This is a genomic window from Mammaliicoccus fleurettii, assembly GCF_002018435.1.
Taxonomy (GTDB): domain Bacteria; phylum Bacillota; class Bacilli; order Staphylococcales; family Staphylococcaceae; genus Mammaliicoccus; species Mammaliicoccus fleurettii.
In genome coordinates this window covers 21,435-35,230 of the sequence record NZ_MWJM01000012.1, presented here as the reverse complement: position 1 = coordinate 35,230, position 13,796 = coordinate 21,435, and the positions used below count along the sequence as shown (strand labels likewise).

The following is a 13,796-nucleotide window of genomic DNA, read 5'->3' as shown; positions in this document are numbered from 1 at the left end:
AATACCACCTTAAGATTGTTCTTTAATTAAGTTTTCTATCTTTTCTACAGTAGGCATTGCTTCTGATGAACTATGACTACTAACAACTATGGCAGCTGATGCCGCTCCATATTTCAATGCTTCTTCAACCGATTTACCTTGTACAAGTGCATAAATAAAGGCAGCTGCGTACGAATCACCTGCTCCAAAAGTCTTCACAACATTTGCTTTAAATGCTTTACCCTCATATGTGTTTCCATCTTTATCAAAGGCATTTGAACCTTGCACGCCATGTTTAATGACAACTAAATTCGGTGTAGCTTCAAATAGTAATTCGCTTATCTCTTTATCAGTTAACGGTTTGTAACGTTCTACCATGTCAAACTCATCTCTCGTACCTATTACTACATCAGCTTGTTTTGCTACTAATTCACTATAAATAGAAGTTTCTTCTTCACTAGCCCAACTATATGGTCGATAATCTAGTTCAAAAATCACTTTTACATTATGCTTTTTTGCTAATTGTAGTGCTTTTAATACCGCTTCTCTTGAAGGAGATTTAGCTAACGCTGTGCCCGAAATAAGTAAATATTCTGAATTTTTGATATATGATTCATCTACATGTTCAGGCGCTAGATATAAATCTGCTACTTCTTCTCTATACATTAATATGCTTGATTCTTTAGGACTTTTAATTTCTGTAAAAGTAAGACCTATTTTATGACCATTTTCATCTACATGAATTTGTGATGTATCTACGCCTACTTTTTCAAAATAATTCGTAATAAATCTGCCATGTTGATCATCTGAAACGTTAGCAATCATGCCAACGTCCAATCCCAATTTAGCAGTACCAATCATTATATTTGCTGGTGAACCACCTACATATTTAGTAAAAGTAGATGTCTCTTCCATAGGTCTATTAATTTCATTAGCATTTAAATCGATAGCAGCACGACCAATTGCTATTATTTGTTTTTTCTTTGTCATTTTTGTGCACTCCTTATTCTCTATCAATAATCCATTCGTGATCTGGTTGATTATAGAATTTCCAAACTTTCTTTGGCCCTGCCATAACATTTAAATAATATCCATTATAACCATCTGGAACGGCTACTGGATGATAGCCTTCAGGTACAACTACAACATCTCCATGCTCTACTGTCATCGTTTCATCTAATGAAAGATCATCTGTGAATACACGTTGAAAGACAAATCCTTTATTAGGATTCATTTCATGATAGTAAGTCTCTTCAAGCAAAGATTCATTCGGTAAATTGTCTACATCATGTTTATGAGGTGGATAACTAGACCAATTACCTTGATCTGTATACACTTCTACGACTAGCAACTTTTCACTAGCAGTATGTGTATCAGGCAGTATATTGTGTACATGTCTTTTGTTTGAATACTTACCTCTATCTTCTACTGAATTTTCTGATGCTGGAACAAGTTGTGTTGCTCTTTCTTCATCTGCTGGTGAATAACAAAATACAACTCTAGAATCTTTATTAGCCTTTATTTTTACATTATGATTTTTAGAAATATAAATGCTATCAGTCGGGATTTTTTCAAATACAGAATCTCTTGTTCCTAAATCTGAATAAGTGTCATATCCATCTGAGACATCAATATTTCCTGTTAAAGCTACAATACAAAGTTCAAAATCACCTGTAGATTCCTCATAAATTCCTTGTGATTTAATGTCTAGAACTTTAAATCCTATATAATCTAAATGAATGTCATTTGGTTGTAAATCATGTATCACTTGTACATCATCACTTAATGGATGATGTACAGGTTTATTTAATAATCGAGCCATCTCTATATTCACTCCTTAAAATTGTGGATTACCATGACGAGCAGTTACGACTTTACGGTGTGTATAGAATTCAATGCTATCTTTACCGTTAGCGTGTAATGAACCATAGAATGAAGATTTCCAACCTGAGAATGGGAAAATCGCCATTGGTGCTGGTACACCTAAGTTAATACCTAACATACCTGCATCGATATTTTCTCTGAAGTATCTAATTGATGATGCACTATCTGTAAATAAACACGCACCATTTGCAAATTCTGATTGATTCGCTAATTTAATTCCTTCTTTTAAATCTTTAACTTTTACAATAGATAAAACTGGTGCAAATATTTCATCTTGCCACAATTTCATATCAGTTGTAACATCTTCAAAAATTGTCGGTTTAACAAAGTAACCCTCTTTGTTATTATCTTCTCTACCATCTAGTACAAGTTTTGCACCTTCAGCTACACCTTGATCTACATAATTTAATGTACGCTCTACATTCTCTTCTCTAATAACTGGCCCTAAAAATACGTTATCTTCTAAACCGTTACCGATTACGATATCTTTAGATGCCTGTACAAGCTTTTCTTTAAATTCATCATAAACGCCTTCTTGTACAGCTACGACTGCTGCTGCCATACAACGTTCACCTGCAGAACCAAATGCTGCACCGATTACATCTTTAACAGCTCCATCAATGTTTGCATCATTTAAAATGATCGTATGGTTTTTAGCACCTGTTAAACATTGTGCACGTTTTAAGTTTTCAGTAGCTTTTTTGTAAACATATTCGCCGACTGGTTTAGAACCTACAAATGAAACAGCTTTAATATGTTCATTTTCACAAATTCCATTTACTACATCGTGTGCTCCGTGTACAACATTGAATACACCTTTAGGGAAACCTGCTTCTTCAACTAACTCTGCAAGTTTATTTACTAATAATGGTGTCTTTTCAGATGGTTTAATGATAAAAGTATTACCTACTGAAATAGCCATTGGGAACATCCAACATGGCACCATCATTGGGAAGTTAAATGGTGTGATACCACCTACAACACCTACTGGATATTTATAACTTGTACCTTCTATATTTGTTGCAATACTTGATAATGAATCACCCATCATCAACGAAGGCGTACCTGAAGCGAATTCAACATTTTCAATTCCTCTTTGTACTTCGCCTAACGCTTCATTCGTATTCTTACCATTTTCTTTCGTAATAATTTCAGCTAATTCATCTTTATTGTCTAATAATAATTGTTGAAGTTTAAATAATAATCTCGCACGTTTAGGTACAGCTACTTCTTTCCATTCTTGAAAAGCTTCTTGTGCAAGTTGAGCTGCTTCATCTAATTCTTCTCTAGTTGAAACCGGAACTTTAGCAATAATTTCTTTTGTAGCTGGATTTATAACATCTATTGTTTCCTTACTTTTTGACGCTTTCCATTCACCATTAATATAATTCTTTAAGATTTCTGCCATTTTAAAATCCTCCAGTTATTATTTTTAAAGTAACCGCTTACATCAACATTTAAAAAATTTGAGCATATATTGATTAACTATTGGTTACTTGTTGAGACAATATTATAATATACTGAATAATATGTCAACTTTTGAGTAACTTATAATTTTTTATAGTTGTTAAATCTATAATTTTTGGGTATATTGTAAGAAATGGGGGAATCACTAATGAAATCTAAACGCATTTATGAAATCGAATCTTTCATAAAAAAGAACAAAACAGCTTCAATAGATGAATTGAAGGAAATTTTCAATGTGTCTGTAAACACAATAAGGCGAGATGTAAATCTATTAGCAGAGATGAATATCGTAAAAAAGGTTTATGGTGGCATTGAAGTCATTGAAGACCAATATAAAGCAGTCGACTACCAAGAAAGAAACGTCGAAAATTATCAAGCTAAAAAATATATTGGAAAAATAGCCGCACAACAAATTGAAGCGAACGATATCATCTATATAGATACCGGTACGACAACAATCCATATATTAGAATACGTCGATAAAAATCTATCATTCACAATTATTACAAATAGCTTGGACATTATGAATAAAGCCTCTCAATTTAAGAATGTCACTCTATTTATAATAGGAGAAAAGTACAAACCACGTACAAGATCTTTTATAGGAATTGACTCTAATTTATTGTTAACAAAGTTCAATATAACAAAATGCTTTATGGCAGCTACAGGCGTCAACATACAGAACGGACTGTCCAATTCTGAAATGGAAGAAAATCTAATCAAACAACATATTACAAAAAAAGCTAGAGAAACATATGTACTAGCAGATTATAGTAAAATGGGCCAATCAACTTTATTAACATATAGTAACTTGGTAGATATAGACAAAATCATCACAGACAAAAACCCTCCTCAAGAAATACAACAATTTTGTAGCGAAAATGAGATAGAAATTGTATATTAGAATTGAAATAAAGAGCCCTCTTAAAATATGACATTCATTTTAAGAGGGTATTTTAATTCGGGAATATAAAATTGGATGTTGTCTTAGATTAATGATGGAGTTAATCTATGTCTTGATGGAACTCTTCGATTAACTGCCGAATTAATCTACAACTTAACTCATTTTTTCAAAAATTGAGGTAACCTCAACAGAATATATCTCATTTCTTAATCTACCCTACATATAAAAACTCCCCGAACGTTGGATTATATATATCCGACGTTCGGGGAGTGCTATTCTCTACAACTTAAATAATAATGTTATCGATAAGTCTTGCTTGGCTAAATTTAACGGCTAGTGATATAAATATTTGTCCTTTTATTGTGTGTTGTTCTTCTAATTCTGGATAACTATATATCGCTACTTCTACGATTTCACCGCTTACGTTTTTCTCTAGGTATTGTGTAATTTCTTCTATTAAGATATTACTTTTTCTTTCACCTTGGTCATATAATTGTTTTGCTAATTGTAAGCTTTTAGACAGGTGTACCGCTTCTCTTCTTTCTGCTTCTGTTAAATAAATATTTCTAGAGCTTTTGGCTAATCCGTCTTCTTCTCTAACGATTTCTATTGGCACGATATTAACTGTATGATTAAAGTCTTCTACCATTTTCTCAATTATTGCTAATTGCTGAGCATCTTTTTTTCCAAAATATGCATTGGTTGGTTGTATCATATTGAACAGTTTATTAACGACTGTTACAACACCATCGAAGTGTCCTGGTCGTTTTTTGCCTTCTAATACTTGTGCTAAGTGACCTACTGTTATCGTCATACTTAATTCACCAGGATACATTTCTTCTACTGTAGGATGAAATACATAGTCTACACCGATTTTTTTTAACTTTTCTAAATCTGATTCAAAAGGTCTTGGATAGTCATCAAAATCTTCGTTAGGACCAAATTGTAATGGATTCACAAAAATACTTACTACTGTTACATCGTTTTCTTCTATTGATTGTTTCATCATTTTTAAATGTCCATCATGTAACGCACCCATTGTTGGAACTAATCCAATTGTTTTACCTTGTGTTATATATTTTGATGTAATACCTACCATGTCTTTAATTAACGTTACTTCTTGTGTCACTTACCTGTCTCTCCCATCACTTTCTTCTTATATGTGTGCGCTTCTGAAGGGAATGCGCCACTTTTCACTTCTTGATTGTATAATTTTAATGCTTCTACACCATTTGAAAAGTCACCATATTGTTTAACAAATTTCGCGATATGTTCTGAGCCATAATTCAATAAATCATGATATACCAATACTTGTCCGTCTGTTCCTTTACCTGCACCGATACCGATTACTGGAATTGTTAATTGTTCACTAATGACTTCTGCTAAATCGCTAGGAATAGCTTCTAAAACGAGCATCACCGCACCAGCTTGTTCTACAGCTTTCGCATCTGCTATCAATTGTTCTGCTTCTGCTCTTGAACCAGCCTGTAATTTATATCCCATAATACCTACACTTTGAGGCGTTAATCCTAAGTGTGAAACGACTGGTACACCGATTTGAGTACATCCTTCAATTAATGTCACATGTGGTCCTTCAATTTTGACTGCATTTGCTTTCGTATCTTTATATAATCGTACGGCATTTTTCATATCAGTTGAATGATCAATACCCACTGCACCAAATGGCACATCAACAATGATATAAGTTTCTGGTGCACCTCTTCTAACTGCTTTAGTATGATGAATCATATCTTCCATCGTTACTTCTACTGTACTATCATATCCTAAAACAACCATTCCCAATGAGTCGCCTACAAGTATTGTGTCTATTTCAGCTTGTTCTGCCTGTTTAGCACTTGGATAATCATACGCTGTAATCATGGATATTTTTTCTTTTTGTTCCTTCATGGCCAACAATTGATTAATTGTTTTCATCCCGTACCACCTTCTCATTTTTGTTATTATGTATATATTAACATTGAAAGGAAAATAATAAATGAAAAAGTTTGGAATAATCGGTCCAGGTGCAGTTGGTACTGCTATCGCATACGCATTAAATCAATCTGGTCATATAGTTTCACTGTTTGGGAGGTCTCATTCAACCGTCCAATTTCAAGAATACAACCAAAATGAGCAACATGAGCTAACGGTTCATTCGTTACAAGAAGCAAATGAAACAGTAGATGTCTTATTTATTGCTGTCAAGACGACCCAACTTGATTCAATCATCCCTTACCTTAACAATGTCATACATTCAAATAGCGTTATTATTTTAACTCAAAATGGTTATGGACAGCTAGAAAAAATTGATCATCCTAATAAATATCAAGCAGTTGTTTATATAAGTGGTCAAAAAGATGGTCATCACGTTACACATTTTAGAGATTGGACTTTAAAACTTCCTATTAATGATTACACGCTTGATTTACAACAATTTACTCAACAAAGTTTACTTAATATTGAGTGTCTTGAAGACTATGCCGAACAGGTTTGGTACAAATTGATCGTTAATTTAGGTATTAATACAGTAACGGCATTAACGAGACAACCAGCAAAAGTATTGAATGCTATTGAAGTCAAAACTCTGTGTTACAACTTGTTAGTAGAAGGCAAACGTGTTGCTGAAGCTGAAGGTGTATATTTTAATGATGATTTAGAAAATAGCATTATGAAGATATATGATGGTTATCCAGATGACATGGGAACAAGCATGTATTATGACATGATAAATAACCGACCTTTAGAGACTCAATATATTCAAGGTTATATTTATCAACTTAGTCAAAAGCATCAATTATCTACGCCACATATCGATAGTACTTATGCAATTTTAAGCACATTTCAATAATTTTTACGCAGTGTAATTTGTTTCAATTTCCTTTATTTGGGTATTTATTAATATGATTTCAAATGAAGGAGCGTAACTTTTATGAAGGACAAATTCGACAAAAAGCATGAAGAAATACAAGGTTATACTCAAGACATACAGCCTGGTATAGAACATGAAATGGAGCCAAAGCCTATTATTGAAGATGAAGATTATAAGGCTGCTGGTAAATTAAAAGGCAAAGTCGCACTTATTACAGGTGGAGATTCTGGAATTGGTGAAGCAACTGCAATTCTGTTTGCTAAAGAAGGTGCAAATGTTGCAATTGCTTATTATGACGAAGATAAAGATGCCAAATATGCTTTAGCAAGACTTGAAGAAATCGGAGTTAAAGCAAAAGCATATAAACACGATTTAAAAAAAGACAAACATGCCAATGAACTTGTTGACCAAGTTATTGAAGATTTCGGTCAACTGAATATATTAGTTAATAATGGTGGTATTCAATATCCACAAGATCATTTTGAAGATATTACGAAAGATCAATTACAAGAAACGTTTGAAACGAACTTTTTCGGAATGTTCTATTTATCTCAAGCTGCATTACCTCATTTAAATAAAGGAGATACAATTATTAATACAACAAGTGTTACTGCGTATCGCGGTTCAGCACATTTAATAGATTATTCTGCTACTAAAGGCGCGATTGTATCATTTACACGTTCACTTGCTTCATCATTAGCAGAGAAAGGTATTCGCGTTAATGCAGTAGCGCCCGGACCAATATACACACCTTTAATACCAGCAACATTTGATAAAGACAAAGTAGAAAACGCTGGTTCTGATACACCACTTGGTAGACGAGGACAACCAAGTGAGAATGCCCCGGCATATGTTTATTTAGCATCACAAGATTCCACTTATGTTACAGGACAAGTCATCCACGTTAACGGTGGCGACTATATGACAACTTAATATTATATTGAGAATAACGCCCGAATTTATCAAGTTCGCATTGACTTGATAAGTTCGGGCGTTCTATTTATCATGTTGGGCCCGTCTTGATAAGTTCGGGCGTCCTATTTATCATATCGGACCTGTCTTGATAAATTCACGGGCTCTATTTATCATGTTGGACCCGTCTTGATAAATTCACGGGCTCTATTTATCATGTTGGGCCTGTCTTGATAAGTTCGGGCGTCCTATTTATCATGTTGTGCCAGTCTTGATAAATTCACGGGCTCTATTTATCATGTTGGACCTGTCTTGCAATATTCAGACGTTCTATGTTGCTAGTCTGCCCTGTCTTGCAATATTCACCCGCTCTATGTTGCTTGTCGACCCTGTCTTGCAATTTTCAGCCGCTATATGTTGCTAGTCGGACCTGTCTTGCAATATTCAGTCGCTCTATGTTGCTAGTCGACCCTGTCTTGCAATATTCAGTCGCTCTATGTTGCTAGTCGACCCTGTCTTGCAACATTCAACCGCTCTATTTATCATGTTCGACTCGTCTTGATAAATTCAACCGCTCTATTTATCATGTTCGACTCGTCTTGATAAATTCACGGACACACCCTCACCCTCATCCTCATTACTTCTATTCTATATATCTAGCTTCCTATCTAATACTTCTTCCATCATCATCCAGCCTTTTTGATCTTGTCCGTCTGTATCATATGGTTCGAATCCGTAATTTAAATACATATTTATAGCTGGATAACTTGTCGTTTGTGTTGTTAAATATACTTGCTCATGGCCAAGTTCAATCATTTTATTCAATGCTGTGCTTAATAACGGCTTCGATAGTTTCTTTCCTTGATATTCTGGTTTAATTGCTACAAAGTGTATTCTTCCTAAATTTTCTCCTATGCCTTCTAAATGACCAAACCATGCTGTTGTTGTACCTATTACTTCTCCACTTTTATTCTCTATAAAAAGACATCTATATTTCATTTCTTCTATATTAGACCCGAATTCTTTATTGAATCTTTTTAGTGCTTCATCAGTATCTTTAAATTCTCCAGCTGCAGTTTCAACTTTAGCCCAATTGTGTTCGTCGCCTTGTCTAAACATTCTTATCGTATATCCTTCTGGTAATTCGAATTGAGGGAAATTTTCTAAGTTATTTCTGAACATTTTTAGTTTAATTCTTTCCATAAGTCATACCTCTTTTTCTATTTTTTGAAAAATTACAGACTGTCATAAATCCATAATTCTTTTAATATTCCTGTCATAAAAGACATTTCTTTTTTATTCTACTGTAACCTATGATATCAAAATTGATGTTAAAGTGTATAAAGTAATCAAGAGACAAAATATATAAATTTAATTTATTGCTTATGGAGGAAAATTTTATTATGAAAAAATTATTATTTGCAACAACAGCTGCAGCAGGAATTATTGCTTCTGGTTTTGGAGCACAAGCAGATGCAAGTGAAAATACAAACTACTCAACTCAAAATACTAACTATACAACTACACAAGTAGCCGATACATCTAATACAAACGAAGTATACAAAGAATTTATTGCTGCTGGTGGTACAAAAGCATTATGGGATAATATTGTAATGCCTGAATCAAGTGGTAACCCTAACGCTGTTAATGAACTAGGATATAGAGGTCTTGGTCAAACTAAAGAAGCATGGGGTACTGGTAGTGTTACTGAACAAACTAAAGGCATGATTAACTATGCTAAAGAACGTTATGGTTCAGTAGAAGCTGCAATTGCATTCCGTCAAGCTAACAATTGGTGGTAAGATTTAATATCATATCAAAGACTGCTATGTGGATATCCGCATAGCAGTCTTTTTTTATGAATCACGCTTTTTGACAAACACAATGAGACATATTATACTTAACTTGTATTCAAATTAAATACAAGTGAGGTTTTTCAAAATGAAAATTGGCGTAATCGCAGCAAATGGTAAATCAGGTAAACTGATAACAGAAGAAGCAGTGAATAGAAATTTAGATGTTACTGCAATCGTACGTAATGAAAATAAAACTATTGCTAAACAATCTATTATTAAAGATATTTTTGAATTAACAACTGAAGATTTAACACAATTTGACGTTGTAATCGATGCTTTTGGTGAATTTAGAGAAGATAAACTTCATTTACACCAAGACACTATCCAACATTTAAGTGATATTTTATCAAATACAAATACAAGACTAATCGTTGTTGGAGGCGCTGGTAGTTTATATGTTGATGAGCAATTAGAGACGCAACTATATAACACTCCTGACTTTCCAGATGCTTATAAACCACTTTCAACAGCTCAAGGAAAAGCACTAGACGATCTTCGTAAAAGAGATGATGTACGTTGGACGTTTGTAAGTCCAGCAGCAGAATTTATAGCTGACGGAAAAAGATCAGGAGACTATATACTTGCTGGAGAAAAATTAACATTAAACAGCAAAGGTGAAAGTAAAATAAGTTATGCAGACTTTGCTATTGCATTAATAGACGAAGCAACTGAAGGCAACCATGTACAAGAAAGAATTTCTGTAGTTTCAAAATAATTTCCAATTCTTATCGCTTTTATCATCTTTGAAAGTTATAATAAATAATGAATCTAAGAGGTGATAAAGCGTGAATACACAAATATCGGTCGCAATCCATATACTATCTTTGCTATCAATAAATGACGAACCAATCTCAAGTAAATATATAGCAAGTAGCATTAACAGTAACCCTACACTCGTAAGAAAAATATGTAAATTTTTAAAGAACGGTAATTTAATAGATAGTCAACAAGGTAAATCAGGTTACAAACTATCTAAATCAGCCGATCAAATAGCATTAGGCGACGTATACCATCTCATACAAGAAGAAGAACATTTCGCTAAAATACACCAAGACACAAACCCAGACTGCTTAATAGGTGAAAATATACAAACAGCATTAGATGAAATTTATACAGAAGTAGATTTAAAAATTATCGAAGAACTCAATAAAACAACAATAAAAGACTTAGCCACAAAAATGACTAATAATTAACAAAAGGTCTAACCAATCTGAACATCCCCTTTCAAGTAGACACTAAATAGTGCCAAACTTTGAGAAGATCCGTTCATTATATTGGTTAGACCTTTTTTAGTGTGGTTCTGAGGTTGCGCTTAGTGGGGTTGCGCTTACTGGCAGAATTCTGAATTGTGCTCCTTAACAGCACCTCTTACGGACATTTCTCGGAATTATGTCTCTAACGACACCTCTTACGGACATTTCTCAGAATTTTGTCCCTTACAAACACTCTTACGGACATTTCTTAGAATTTTGTCCCTTACAAACACTACTGCCCGCTTATCTATTATTTATACACAAACAAAAATATCAATATATGTACTAGGTTGTTTAATCCGTGACAAATTATGGCGATTTCGATTCGATTGGTGATTAAATATAATGCGCCAAAGATGAGTCCGAGTGCAAAGTATATTATAAATTCTCCTATACTTGTTGGTCCGTGAATGAGTCCGAATAGGATACTTGATACGATAAACCCTGCCAGCAAATGTCCTTTGAACATACCTTTTAAAATAAATCCTCTAAATATTAGTTCTTCAAATATTGGTCCTAAAATTACAAATATGATAATTGATATAAAAATCGGCATTGTGTTTAAATCTTTATACACATCCACTTGGTTACTTGGTTGCCCTATTATAGCTGAAATGGTCCAATATATTGCAAGAGATAGTATTGTAGCTATTAATCCATATAATAGGTGCTTTTTCTCAAGTGGTTTAAACTGTATCAATTTAAACTGAAATTTTGATATTAAATATATGAGCATTATAAATAATATGAGTCCTATAGCGAGCATAACTAAATTACTTGCTAACCCTATAGTTGTATATGTTCCCATACATATAATTGAAAGTAGTATAGACTCCCACAGGACATACTTATATTTATTATGTGCGATTGGCTCATTGTCTTCAAAAATTTTTTTAATGCTCATATAGTCCTAACTCCTTCTTCTTAACTGAAGATTCCTTATTATTTCATCGGCACTTTTAAATAGAATGTTGTACCTACATCTACTTTGCTTTCTACTTCAAGATGTCCGTCCATTTGTTGTGCGAGATTTTTAGCGATATAGAGTCCTAAACCAGAACCACCTGTATCTTTATTTCTTGATTCTTCAACTCGATATGTTCGATCAAAGATGCGATTTAAATGTTGTTCGGCTATACCTGGACCATCATCTGAAACAGCGATACATATTGAATGATCCGCTTCTTTTGATACTTTTATTTCTATTCTCGAGCCTGCTTGTGTAAACTTAAATGCGTTATCAATTATATTAATTAAAATTCTCTCTAGAGGAATTCTATATTGTTTAATCGACGTTATTTCTTCACACAGCTGTATATCTATTGTTCGATTTTTAGTTGATAATTGTCGTTCGTAAGATTGTAAAATTGTTACAAAAAGTTTATCTATATAAATCGTTTCAAGTTTGTATGTTTCTGCGTTGTTTAAATTGAGTTCCATTACACTTGTTAACTCATCAAACATATATGATATTCTTTGTGCTTGTTTTATTAATACATCATAGGCTTTTTGTTGCTCACTTGAGCCAGTAATCACGCCTTCTTTCAACCCTTCAGCATATGAAGCTATACTAGCTAACGGGGTCTTTAAATCATGCGTTAAATTTTGTACCATTTCACTCTTTTCTTGTTGCTCATGTTTCACTTGTTCAATTTTAGCCTCTATATTGTGAGCCATCATATTAAATGAGTCGCTCAATTCTTTCATTTCTTTCGGGCTATCAATTTTTAATTTTGTTTCATTATAATTTCCATTAGCAATTAATTTAGTTTGTTTATTCATCAATCTGATACGTTTAACTAATGGATTGATAAACAAAATACATATAAATGTAGTAAGACAGCTTGAAATAATGGCACTTATGGTAAGTAACAATGTTGTGTTCGCATCAAACCACATCCATTTATATGCTACTGCTAAAATAAGCGTCGTTAATACGATACTACTTATAAATGCGGTGATGATTTGTGTTCTAATAGTTAGCATTTATTTCGCCCTTTCAAATTTATACCCTAAACCCCAGACAGTTTTAATAACAAATTCATTGTAATTTTGTTGTTCTAACTTTTCTCTAATACGACGAATATGTACGTTTACTGTATTGGCATCTTCATAATAATCATATCCCCATACTTTTTCTAACAGTTCCGATTTAGATATGACCATTTTTTCATGTTCAGCGAGATACCATAGTAGATCAAATTCTTTCACTCTTAATGCAATTTCTTCGTGATTAACTTTTATAATTTTTTCTTGTTTACATAATTGTAGTGATCCAAAAGTTAAATACGCTTGTTGATTATATTTTTGAGTACGATTTAATAAGTTATGTGCTCTTAATACGAGTTCACGTGGGCTAAATGGTTTCTTAATGTAATCATCAGCACCTAATGTTAATGCATATATCGTATCGTGTTCTTGTGTTTTAGCAGTTAAATAAATAAAAGGAATATCTAACTGTCTAATTTTCATTTCTTTTACAACATCATAGCCATTCTTTTCAGGCATCATAATATCTAAAATAATTAAATCGATATCATCGTTCATTAAATCTATAGCTTGTTGTCCATTAGATGCTGTAACGACATGATGACCTTCATATTCAAAATAAGTCTTACAAATATCTAAAATATCTTGTTCATCATCTACTATTAAAATATTTGCCATATTAT

General features: G+C 33.1%; 15 protein-coding genes. 6 read left to right on the top strand and 9 right to left on the bottom strand.

All coding sequences use genetic code 11. From position 1 onward, the window contains the following. Positions 1 to 9: 9 nt before the first annotated feature. Genes iolC through B2G86_RS09915 form a run of 3 tightly spaced genes read right to left on the bottom strand, consistent with a single transcriptional unit; the run spans position 10 to position 3,271 of the window. On the bottom strand, positions 10 to 969 hold the full coding sequence (gene iolC, locus B2G86_RS09925) for a 5-dehydro-2-deoxygluconokinase (RefSeq protein WP_078357947.1): 960 nt from the start codon (positions 967 to 969) through the stop codon (positions 10 to 12). 13 nt (positions 970 to 982) lie between these two features. Beyond that, the gene (iolB, locus tag B2G86_RS09920) at positions 983 to 1,801 is read right to left on the bottom strand and encodes a 5-deoxy-glucuronate isomerase (protein ID WP_078357946.1); all 819 of its coding nucleotides are present in this window, start codon (positions 1,799 to 1,801) and stop codon (positions 983 to 985) included. A gap of 15 nt (positions 1,802 to 1,816) precedes the next feature. Further along, positions 1,817 to 3,271 carry a CoA-acylating methylmalonate-semialdehyde dehydrogenase gene (locus tag B2G86_RS09915; RefSeq protein ID WP_078357945.1) on the bottom strand — a complete coding sequence of 485 codons (1,455 nt, stop codon included), beginning with the start codon at positions 3,269 to 3,271 and terminating at the stop codon, positions 1,817 to 1,819. 207 nt (positions 3,272 to 3,478) lie between these two features. On the opposite strand from B2G86_RS09915, the gene B2G86_RS09910 reads away from it, so the two are divergent. Further along, positions 3,479 to 4,234, top strand: a complete 756-nt coding sequence (locus B2G86_RS09910) for a DeoR/GlpR family DNA-binding transcription regulator (protein ID WP_158079036.1) — start codon at positions 3,479 to 3,481, stop codon at positions 4,232 to 4,234. Between the two features lie 286 nt (positions 4,235 to 4,520). On the opposite strand, the gene panC is transcribed toward B2G86_RS09910, so the two are convergent. After that, the gene (gene panC / locus B2G86_RS09905; protein WP_078357943.1) at positions 4,521 to 5,363 is read right to left on the bottom strand and encodes a pantoate--beta-alanine ligase; all 843 of its coding nucleotides are present in this window, start codon (positions 5,361 to 5,363) and stop codon (positions 4,521 to 4,523) included. Further along, on the bottom strand, positions 5,360 to 6,169 hold the full coding sequence (gene panB, locus B2G86_RS09900) for a 3-methyl-2-oxobutanoate hydroxymethyltransferase (RefSeq protein ID WP_078357942.1): 810 nt from the start codon (positions 6,167 to 6,169) through the stop codon (positions 5,360 to 5,362). The genes panC and panB overlap by 4 nt, the downstream gene beginning before the upstream one ends. A 61-nt stretch (positions 6,170 to 6,230) precedes the next feature. On the opposite strand from panB, the gene B2G86_RS09895 reads away from it, so the two are divergent. Both B2G86_RS09895 and B2G86_RS09890 read left to right on the top strand, forming a co-directional pair. Continuing rightward, positions 6,231 to 7,082, top strand: coding sequence for an oxidoreductase (locus B2G86_RS09895; RefSeq protein ID WP_078357941.1), 852 nt, complete (start codon positions 6,231 to 6,233; stop codon positions 7,080 to 7,082). 81 nt (positions 7,083 to 7,163) lie between these two features. Continuing rightward, positions 7,164 to 8,036, top strand: coding sequence for an SDR family oxidoreductase (locus tag B2G86_RS09890; RefSeq protein WP_078357940.1), 873 nt, complete (start codon positions 7,164 to 7,166; stop codon positions 8,034 to 8,036). Positions 8,037 to 8,663: 627 nt separating this feature from the next. Here B2G86_RS09890 and B2G86_RS09885 read toward each other — a convergent pair. After that, complete coding sequence (locus tag B2G86_RS09885; RefSeq protein ID WP_078357939.1) at positions 8,664 to 9,218, bottom strand: GNAT family N-acetyltransferase; 555 nt, start codon at positions 9,216 to 9,218, stop codon at positions 8,664 to 8,666. Positions 9,219 to 9,418: 200 nt separating this feature from the next. Here B2G86_RS09885 and B2G86_RS09880 point away from each other — a divergent pair, with 200 nt between their 5' ends. The 3 genes from B2G86_RS09880 to B2G86_RS09870 all read left to right on the top strand — a co-directional run bounded on the left by B2G86_RS09880 (position 9,419) and on the right by B2G86_RS09870 (position 11,064). After that, on the top strand, positions 9,419 to 9,817 hold the full coding sequence (locus tag B2G86_RS09880; protein ID WP_078357938.1) for an aggregation-promoting factor C-terminal-like domain-containing protein: 399 nt from the start codon (positions 9,419 to 9,421) through the stop codon (positions 9,815 to 9,817). A 139-nt stretch (positions 9,818 to 9,956) separates the two neighbouring features. Further along, positions 9,957 to 10,586: an NAD(P)-dependent oxidoreductase gene (locus B2G86_RS09875; RefSeq protein ID WP_078357937.1), complete on the top strand. Its 630-nt coding sequence runs from the start codon at positions 9,957 to 9,959 to the stop codon at positions 10,584 to 10,586. 70 nt (positions 10,587 to 10,656) lie between these two features. Then, positions 10,657 to 11,064, top strand: a complete 408-nt coding sequence (locus B2G86_RS09870; protein WP_078357936.1) for an Rrf2 family transcriptional regulator — start codon at positions 10,657 to 10,659, stop codon at positions 11,062 to 11,064. A 310-nt stretch (positions 11,065 to 11,374) separates the two neighbouring features. Here B2G86_RS09870 and B2G86_RS09865 read toward each other — a convergent pair whose 3' ends face one another. Genes B2G86_RS09865 through B2G86_RS09855 form a run of 3 tightly spaced genes read right to left on the bottom strand, consistent with a single transcriptional unit; the run spans position 11,375 to position 13,791 of the window. After that, a complete protein-coding gene (locus tag B2G86_RS09865; RefSeq protein WP_078357935.1) occupies positions 11,375 to 12,028 on the bottom strand; it encodes a CPBP family intramembrane glutamic endopeptidase in 654 nt (217 codons plus the stop codon). 38 nt (positions 12,029 to 12,066) lie between these two features. Beyond that, positions 12,067 to 13,110, bottom strand: coding sequence for a HAMP domain-containing sensor histidine kinase (locus B2G86_RS09860; RefSeq protein WP_078357934.1), 1,044 nt, complete (start codon positions 13,108 to 13,110; stop codon positions 12,067 to 12,069). Next, positions 13,111 to 13,791, bottom strand: coding sequence for a response regulator transcription factor (locus tag B2G86_RS09855; RefSeq protein ID WP_078357933.1), 681 nt, complete (start codon positions 13,789 to 13,791; stop codon positions 13,111 to 13,113). Between the last annotated feature and the right edge of the window lie 5 nt (positions 13,792 to 13,796).